Source organism: Brevibacterium sp. S111 (assembly GCF_004745075.1).
Lineage (GTDB): Bacteria > Actinomycetota > Actinomycetes > Actinomycetales > Brevibacteriaceae > Brevibacterium.
The window spans coordinates 1-7,195 of the sequence record NZ_RHFH01000032.1 but is presented as its reverse complement, the minus strand read 5'-3'; the positions used below and the strand labels follow the sequence as shown (position 1 = coordinate 7,195).

Annotated in this window: 7 protein-coding genes; 2 read left to right on the top strand and 5 right to left on the bottom strand. The window is 57.6% G+C overall.

Annotated elements, in window-relative coordinates; genetic code table 11:
• Positions 1-746: 746 nt before the first annotated feature.
• The gene (locus EB836_RS17730; RefSeq protein WP_096158701.1) at positions 747-1,640 is read right to left on the bottom strand and encodes a siderophore-interacting protein; all 894 of its coding nucleotides are present in this window, start codon (positions 1,638-1,640) and stop codon (positions 747-749) included.
• Between the two features lie 83 nt (positions 1,641-1,723).
• On the opposite strand from EB836_RS17730, the gene EB836_RS17725 reads away from it, so the two are divergent.
• Both EB836_RS17725 and EB836_RS17720 read left to right on the top strand, forming a co-directional pair.
• On the top strand, positions 1,724-2,728 hold the full coding sequence (locus EB836_RS17725; RefSeq protein ID WP_133066665.1) for an ABC transporter substrate-binding protein: 1,005 nt from the start codon (positions 1,724-1,726) through the stop codon (positions 2,726-2,728).
• A gap of 356 nt (positions 2,729-3,084) precedes the next feature.
• Positions 3,085-3,792 (top strand): hypothetical protein, encoded by a 708-nt coding sequence (locus EB836_RS17720; protein WP_133067145.1) that lies wholly within the window; start codon positions 3,085-3,087, stop codon positions 3,790-3,792.
• 96 nt (positions 3,793-3,888) lie between these two features.
• Here the strand turns inward: EB836_RS17720 and EB836_RS17715 are convergent, their stop codons facing one another.
• The 4 genes from EB836_RS17715 to EB836_RS18565 form a co-directional block, all read right to left on the bottom strand.
• Positions 3,889-4,980 carry a C45 family peptidase gene (locus EB836_RS17715; protein ID WP_205683414.1) on the bottom strand — a complete coding sequence of 364 codons (1,092 nt, stop codon included), beginning with the start codon at positions 4,978-4,980 and terminating at the stop codon, positions 3,889-3,891.
• Entirely contained in the window at positions 4,967-5,668 is a 702-nt protein-coding gene (locus tag EB836_RS17710; protein ID WP_240518468.1) for an FMN-binding negative transcriptional regulator, read from the bottom strand. The genes EB836_RS17715 and EB836_RS17710 overlap by 14 nt, the downstream gene beginning before the upstream one ends.
• Before the next feature lie 22 nt (positions 5,669-5,690).
• A complete protein-coding gene (locus EB836_RS17705; protein WP_096177917.1) occupies positions 5,691-6,776 on the bottom strand; it encodes a P1 family peptidase in 1,086 nt (361 codons plus the stop codon).
• Positions 6,777-6,993: 217 nt separating this feature from the next.
• Positions 6,994-7,195 (bottom strand): IS3 family transposase (locus EB836_RS18565; protein ID WP_240690158.1); only part of this gene is annotated, 202 nt, incomplete at its 5' end.

The following is a 7,195-nucleotide window of genomic DNA, read 5'->3' as shown; positions in this document are numbered from 1 at the left end:
AACGCACCGGCCGCGGATTCCGCAACGCGGAGAACTACCGGACGCGTATCCTGCTCACCAGCGCCGCGAGAACCGTAGCGTGAATACCCGCCACAGCAGGGTCATTCACCACGAACCGCGAAGAGCCATCAAAGATCGTCCTCAATATCGTGTCGACACTCGCACTCGGTGGTGACTGTCTGGCCAATTCAGAAACCACGCTCGACCGGGCCCGTTCGACTGGGTAGAAGGGATGCACGTCGTTGCTCAACGATTGCTCCCGCACCCTGGTGCACAACTGCCATCGACCGATCACAGCAGGTGACGGATCACTTGTCTTGCTACCAACACCTGCCGCTCCGGCTTGCATGTGGGAGTTGCAACGACACCGATTCCGTCTGATAGCTGCGGCTGAACCAATCATCCGAACTGGTCATTGACTGCTGCTACGGTTGCCCTGTAGCTGGCCCTGGGGCCGGTTGGTACACCTGCGAACCGCCAACCGAACACGTCCTCATAGAGGACTTTCGTACGTTACGGGACATAGGATCTAGGAAACGTGACGATCGCACTCTGCACTTCAGAGTTTCCGATCCAGTTGAAAAGGTCCTCCTCAACGACCCTATATTTTACCCTTTTCAACTACTTATGCCGGCCATTTACACCAGCTTCCGCGTCCCTCGCATTCGGAGCAGGCTCTCGGCACAACAGATTTCTTCGGTGCCCTTTTGAACGCAGTACGCGCTTGCTCGGACCTCCCCCGACTGTCAGTCGTTGAGGCTGATGTCTTCGGCAAGCTGAGGGCTGTGCATATCCGCACCTTCGACCAATGCCCTCCGGTAGCGCTCGAGGTCGCGGGCATCGACAGCGGTGCCGCTCAGCCCCCGGTGCCAGTAAGCGCGAGCCAACAGATCCTGGGTGCTCACATTCCAATCGCGCTTCGCCACGGTGCGCAGTGCGCGGACAGCGGAAGTCTCGGCGGCGATCCATACTTGCGATCGGACCCCGCTCCCCACAACGCCCTCCGTTTTGAAATCATTCAGGCTCGGCACGAATTCCATGGCAGAGTCCAACCACTCGGCCTCGACCCCGCCCACGTATTCGCGCGTCGACTCCGGCACAATGATGCGAGTCCCCGCCGAGGCGAACTCGGCGGGCAGCGCTTCGAGGATCGATGCCAGCGCGGGCGCCCCAGCATCGTCGGCAATCAACACCAATTGCTCAATCTGAGCCGGCAGATACCACTCCACGCGCATCCCACTGAGCGACACTATGTCACCCGGCAACAGCGCGGAAAGCCAGAGATTGAGCAGGCCATCGGAGTGGTTGGACACATCGACGGTCATGAGACGTCGGACGCGATCGAGACTCCTGACCGTGAGAGCACGGAGCAACGGATCCTCTTGCCCGGGCCAGGTTGGCAGACCCTGAACGTCCCGAACAGGAGCCTGCGATCGACGGTCGGGAGCGTCGAGGGGAGGAATCATGACCTTGAAGGCATCGGCTGCGCGAGGATCGCAATACCCATCGATTTCATGTCCGTGCAAGGTCAGGCGGCGAAACCCAGAAGCCACATCGGTGATGTCGAGGACTTCGAGATTCATCGTGAGCAGTTGTCGCTGTCGACCGATCTCGCGAAGAGCAGACTTGATGGAATCCATGACTACATCCTACCTAAGTAAGGGTAGGGTAAGCTAATTACGCCACCTGATCGGGTGGCTCCCCTGACACAAGGAGAATTCTCTTGACTCAATCACGCCTGGTTACGACAGACCGCGCACGTCTCGCTATCAGCGCAACGCTGCTCGCACTATCACTCGCGGGTACCTCCGCTTGCGCCAGCGCGGAAAGCGACAGCGGATCAAGCGGTGACGGAGCAGGCGAAACGATTACCGTGGAACATGCACAAGGCAAGACCGAGGTTCCAGTGAAGCCGGAGCGGATCGTTTCTCTCGATCAGACCTGGAGCGACGCCCTTGGCGAGCTGGACGTCGACCTGGCAATGGCAATGCACGCCAAACAGCTTGACAGCGGCGGACCGTGGGCGAGCTGGAAGGCAGAACAGGAAGTTACCTACGACGGTCTTTCCGCATCGAATACTACGGCTGACCACCTGGAGGAAATCAGCGCTGCCGAACCGGACTTGATCCTCGCAGGTTACCTGCCGGATGAGAAGACTTATGACCGCCTCAGCGAGATCGCGCCGACGGTTGGAGTCATCGGAGACGGAGTCGTCAATGACTGGCGAGAGACGACAAAGATCGCCGGGGAGATCGTCGCCCAGAAAGACCAAGCAGAAGAATTGGTCTCCGACGTCGAGGCCCAGATCACAAAGACACGCGAAGACCATCCAGGACTCAAAGGCGCAACAGGAGTATTCGGACAAGTCAGCGCGAACGGACTGGCGGCAGCAACGGACGAAGCCGACCCTGCCAACGGGTTCCTCTCCGACCTTGGGATCGTCATCCCCGACGACATTCAAGCGGCAGGCGGCGACGAAGGACGAGCGTTCATCTCGCCGGAGAAGATTGACCTTCTCAACACAGATCTGATGATCATGTGGCCCATAGGCACCGACCCGACAGAGATCACAGGCTGGGACAAGCTCTCTCCCGTGCAGAACGACACTTACGTCACTGCTGATGTTGTATCGGCCACTGCCATGTCGACACCGACTGTGACGTCAGTTCCCTGGGCACTTGAGGAACTTGCTCCAGTATTCACACGAATCGACGACCTCCGAAAGTGAGGCACAACCGCGGTTCGCATCTCTTTCACAGCGGGAAGTGTGGCCTATGGCGGAACATCCATAGCCCGCCTTAAACAACGGCACAGAGAGTCAGTTGTCGAAAGCTCGCCCTCTTTGGGCTGACGATTGACTTAGTTCTCACCCCGAAAGGAGCATCCGTATTCAGGACAGCTCAAGACCTTCACCCTAAACTTCCCCTGGCCTCTATCGGTACCAAAATCAGTCCAGAAAGAATCATCAGCATTGCGAAGATCGAGAAAGGCTCGAGCGAGGCTAGACGGGCCCGCCGTAAGCTGCTCCTCATGTCAACTTGGATGTTGATTCGCACGATCGGGTGGACGGTAGGGATCGGAGTAATGATCCTGATAATCTCCATTATCGCAGTCTTAGGAATCGTGGTGCCAGTCTCGGACGACAGTGCTCACTGGGCCAACTTCGTGAGCTCCGGACTCGCTCCCGCGACGATTGTTTGCTTCGCTCTGTGGCTTTACGGCTACTGGCTTCTCGGCACACTGGTACCCGCGACCGAATTCTTTCGAAAGGCAAGGGTGATCGGGAAGCTGAGGCGACCAGAATCGGGATGCATCACACGCTCTCTGGCTCTTGCTGCGCTGGAGACCTCGGGGGCACTCGGTCGCATCTTCTTCCGCGCCACAACCGGACGTACCTTCAACTCGGGAGTACGTCCCGACGTCACTAAGCAGGCATCAGCCATGGCCAAAGAGATCATGCTCGCAGTCCCTGTGGAAGGAGTCGACTCACTTCTCGCGTCAACTGTGCAGACCTACGATCAGTACATTCGTGATGTTGCAGGCCTTTTGGTGATCGGGCGAACTGATTCGGTCGGCGCAGCAAAGAAGAGCCGCGATATTGAGTTCACTGTGTCCAGCGATTTCGATGGTAGAGACAACGGGACAAATGGTTCTTCCCCGGACCAAGAGGACGCCCTGCGCAAGTACCTGCAACCTTTCGCTGGCCAGTCTCCACTTGACGCTATAGTCGGATATCTCGTGCCGACGCTTGCGCTGGTTGCGTCGATCATTGCGCTGTTCTTCTCGATCTGACAGATTCGCAATTCGACACGCGTAACATACTGTTGGCCGCACTACTACTGGTCCAATGGATACGTGCACTAATAGATGACACTCGATACTGTCTGTTCAGATACTTACATAGACAATCTCACCTGAGCTCCACCCATCGGGTGCTCCGGCGAAGCAGGCCATGATTCGTCCGGAAGGATTCATCGCGACTGTCATCAATGTTTTCCATTGCTCGCATGTGGGTAGCGAGGTATCCGGAACCATACATACCGGACTGGCTAAGGAGCCAATTGCGGGGCGCGCAAGGCATGCAGCCATTTCAGCGGCTACTGGGCCGGCATCGCTGACTTTATGAAATACCGATTCTAGGTGGCCCAATCGAGCGTAGGTTGTAGAAATATCTGTCGTGTTCTCGCCTTCTGACAGCGTCGTATCGATGAAGTGATTCGTGTGGAAGAGGTTTCCGCCGGTCTTTGATCTAACAGCCGTCGATGCTGCCGGCGACACCTCAATCGATGCGGCCGATCCTAACTGATCACTGACCGTCAGCGCCGTCGAGGCGCTTGGGATAGCACCAGCACCTACAGAGATCGCTTCTTCAACTGTCGTTGCTTCGTCGAGTATTCGTCTGGCGATCGCGTGCACCGGAACCCCTCCCCCAGCATGATCGCTGCGATGGTGAAGGATGTTGAAGTTGAGCCCGAGACCCGCACTGTTGATTCCAATCTTCGCAGGTGCTCCAAACTCAGTGAACGTTGCGACATCTATTCCCCCCGCGGAACGATGCTTTCGAATGAGTGCCGCAGGAACAAGGTGTTCGTGCCAATCCCACGTCTGGATCGATCTGAGACGTTGGTCGGGTCCGGAGACAACGGCAGTCGAGCATTCTGACCGTTCATGTAGGGGGTCGGCGACAAGAACCTCCGTTCGTGCAACCACAGCCATCAGGTCAACAATGTCGAGACCAACCGTCGTAGCAAGGGTCCGTATCTCGACTGCGAGTCGTGGATACCATTCGTTGATTGCCTGAAAACATGACTCCGCTATTTCGTCGACTGTCGTTTTAGTGATGCCGATCGAGGTGAAGAACGACTGATAGAGCTTCACGCTCCTGCGGATCTCAGATTCGAATCGTCGTCCATATGCCGCCGCCTGACTCTCTACGCTGTCCCCTGCACTGGGTATCAAGTCGATCTCATGCAGTCGCATCTTCACCATCCTCTCCCGTTGATTCGCTGACGCCGGTTTGACGCATGAGGCCGGCCACGTCGGCATGTGGACAACTCGGACGATCCAGGTCGTCCGCAACTCGCTCGTGTACCTGCGCAGGCATGTCTTGGCTGAGCTTGAACATGCTGGTCACCCCTGTGACATCGAATGCAAATGAGACAACACCGGAGATGATCTTGCGGAAGAGTTCGTGTGATCCCTCCGGCGACCACGGTGACTCTCTTTGGCCTTCGAGTGCTTCAACCGTGCGTTCGACAACGGCGAGCGACTCGGCGTCGTCTTCGAGGACCGTGATTGTTCCAGTGAGGTGGACCGCTGCGTAATTCAGCGTGGGTGCGGCCGGTGTGAAGTGATAGTTGGAAGGTGAAACGTAGGCCTGAGAGGTGGAGAACACGGCCAGGGCTTCAGGTTGCTCAGCGAAACTCTGCCAATGCGTGTTCTTCCGCCCGAGGTGACCCCATAGTCGGTGTCCGGTCAGATCAGTTGTCGCACCCGATTCCGGAGGAAAAACGATGGGTAGGTGCGTAGCCACCGGAGGATGCTCGCAGTCTGCTCCATTTGTGATGAGCAACGCAAAGGGGTTAGCTTTCACGAGCTCGACTTCGGCTCGGCCGGATGGGGCCGGGTAATTGGGGTAGGTGTGCATGATCTCTTTCGTTGTGGTCACGTGTTAGACGGTGGTGGGAGTATCAGGCGGCCGCGGTGAGCACGGCGTCCCACATCACTTCGGATGCGATCGCTCCCATCGATGAGCTGTTCACTGACAGGCGTCCCACGGAAGGATTGGGAGCGGGCATGGCGACTTCGTCAGTCGTGGCGACGAACAATGTATCGCCGTCCATTGAGCTGTGGAAGGGTTGGATTCCGCGGCTCATCGAGCTGTGCACCTGTAGGCAGAGCTGCCTTAACTCAATGTCGCTCAGTTGCAGGTTGGTGATAAGTACTGAGATCGTTGTGTTTCCTGCCTGTACCTGCGGCGCATCCCCACATGACAAAGCGCGAAGGAAGTCAACGGTCGGATGGCGTCGCAGGCCGGTCTGTGGATCGACGTTTCCACGGACCACTCGACCGGACCGGTCTATGATGACGCCCATCGGATTGGGCACGGTGATGGCGAGAAACTTCACGCCGTTGATCTCTTCGAAAGCTGCGCCTTGACCGGTGATTTCTGCCCTCGACCAATCGACTTTTCCCGCCGAGGCACTGACACCGGCTCCGGCACGACCAACTGCTATCTCACCGTTACTCGCGTTGTTCAGCCCGAAGATGCCCAATTCAGCGTCGGGATGGATAGCTGTGTTTCGGGCTGAGAAGTCGTAGATGATTGCGCTGGAGACGGTCGGCAGATCGGCAAACGTTGTCGAATTGCCCGAGCGCCGGAGTAGTTCATGGCTGACTCCGGAGCCTGCTGCGAGCCCGTGCACGGAGCCGCCCGCCAGGCAGAACGCGTGGTTGAACGAGTATCCCCCGCTGAGGCCCACGGCTCCACCGCGAGGGTCGCACGCCGTTCGTGCACCTTTGGGGATGTGGATCACAGTCGCTCCGGTCGGGCCGGACGGGTATTCGACCGATCCGACGTTTACACCCGGAAAGTCGTAGGAGACACTGCCTCGACCAACTGACACCGATGGACGGCACTCTAGGTCATCGTTCCCTGGGCCGGTGAACTGCGGTACGTCGATGAGTCGTGGTGCGGGTCCGGGTACATCTGTGAACATGTCTGCATTGACCAGGCTGGAGAGGTAGTCGGGATAGATGCGTTGCGTGATAGTCATGCTGTCTCCAGGAGAGAGATCGTATACGGATGGTTTGGGGTTGCGAAGATTTCTTGGGTCGGTCCGGATTCGACGATTTGGCCGCAGGATATGACGGCTATTTCGTCGGCTATTTGAGCTGCTGCGGCCAGTTCATGGGTGATGAAGAGTGCTCCAAAACCCATCTCGGTTTGCAATGGACTGTGTCAAGTTGTTTCGACAGGAGAACACTATTTCCTCAAGCAGCCCGGTCGGCTGCCGATGATTCCGTCTCGGTGCGATCGAAGAACGACTCCATCGCCCGGGCAGGGACCTCATAGCCCAACGCCGAGTGACGCCTCTTCCGGTTGTAGAACACCTCGATATACTCCGCGACCGCCAGCCGTGCCCTTGCGCGAGTAGCGAATCGCTGACGATGGAACATCTCATTCTTCAACGAA

Bases quoted from the DNA above. Each gene is read 5' to 3' on its own strand.
- EB836_RS17730 (WP_096158701.1), bottom strand. From the start codon at position 1,640: ATGGATTCCATCAAGTCTGCTCTTCGCGAGATCGGTCGACAGCGACAA.
- EB836_RS17720 (WP_133067145.1), top strand. From the start codon at position 3,085: ATGATCCTGATAATCTCCATTATCGCAGTCTTAGGAATCGTGGTGCCA.
- EB836_RS17715 (WP_205683414.1), bottom strand. From the start codon at position 4,980: ATGCGACTGCATGAGATCGACTTGATACCCAGTGCAGGGGACAGCGTA.
- EB836_RS17705 (WP_096177917.1), bottom strand. From the start codon at position 6,776: ATGACTATCACGCAACGCATCTATCCCGACTACCTCTCCAGCCTGGTC.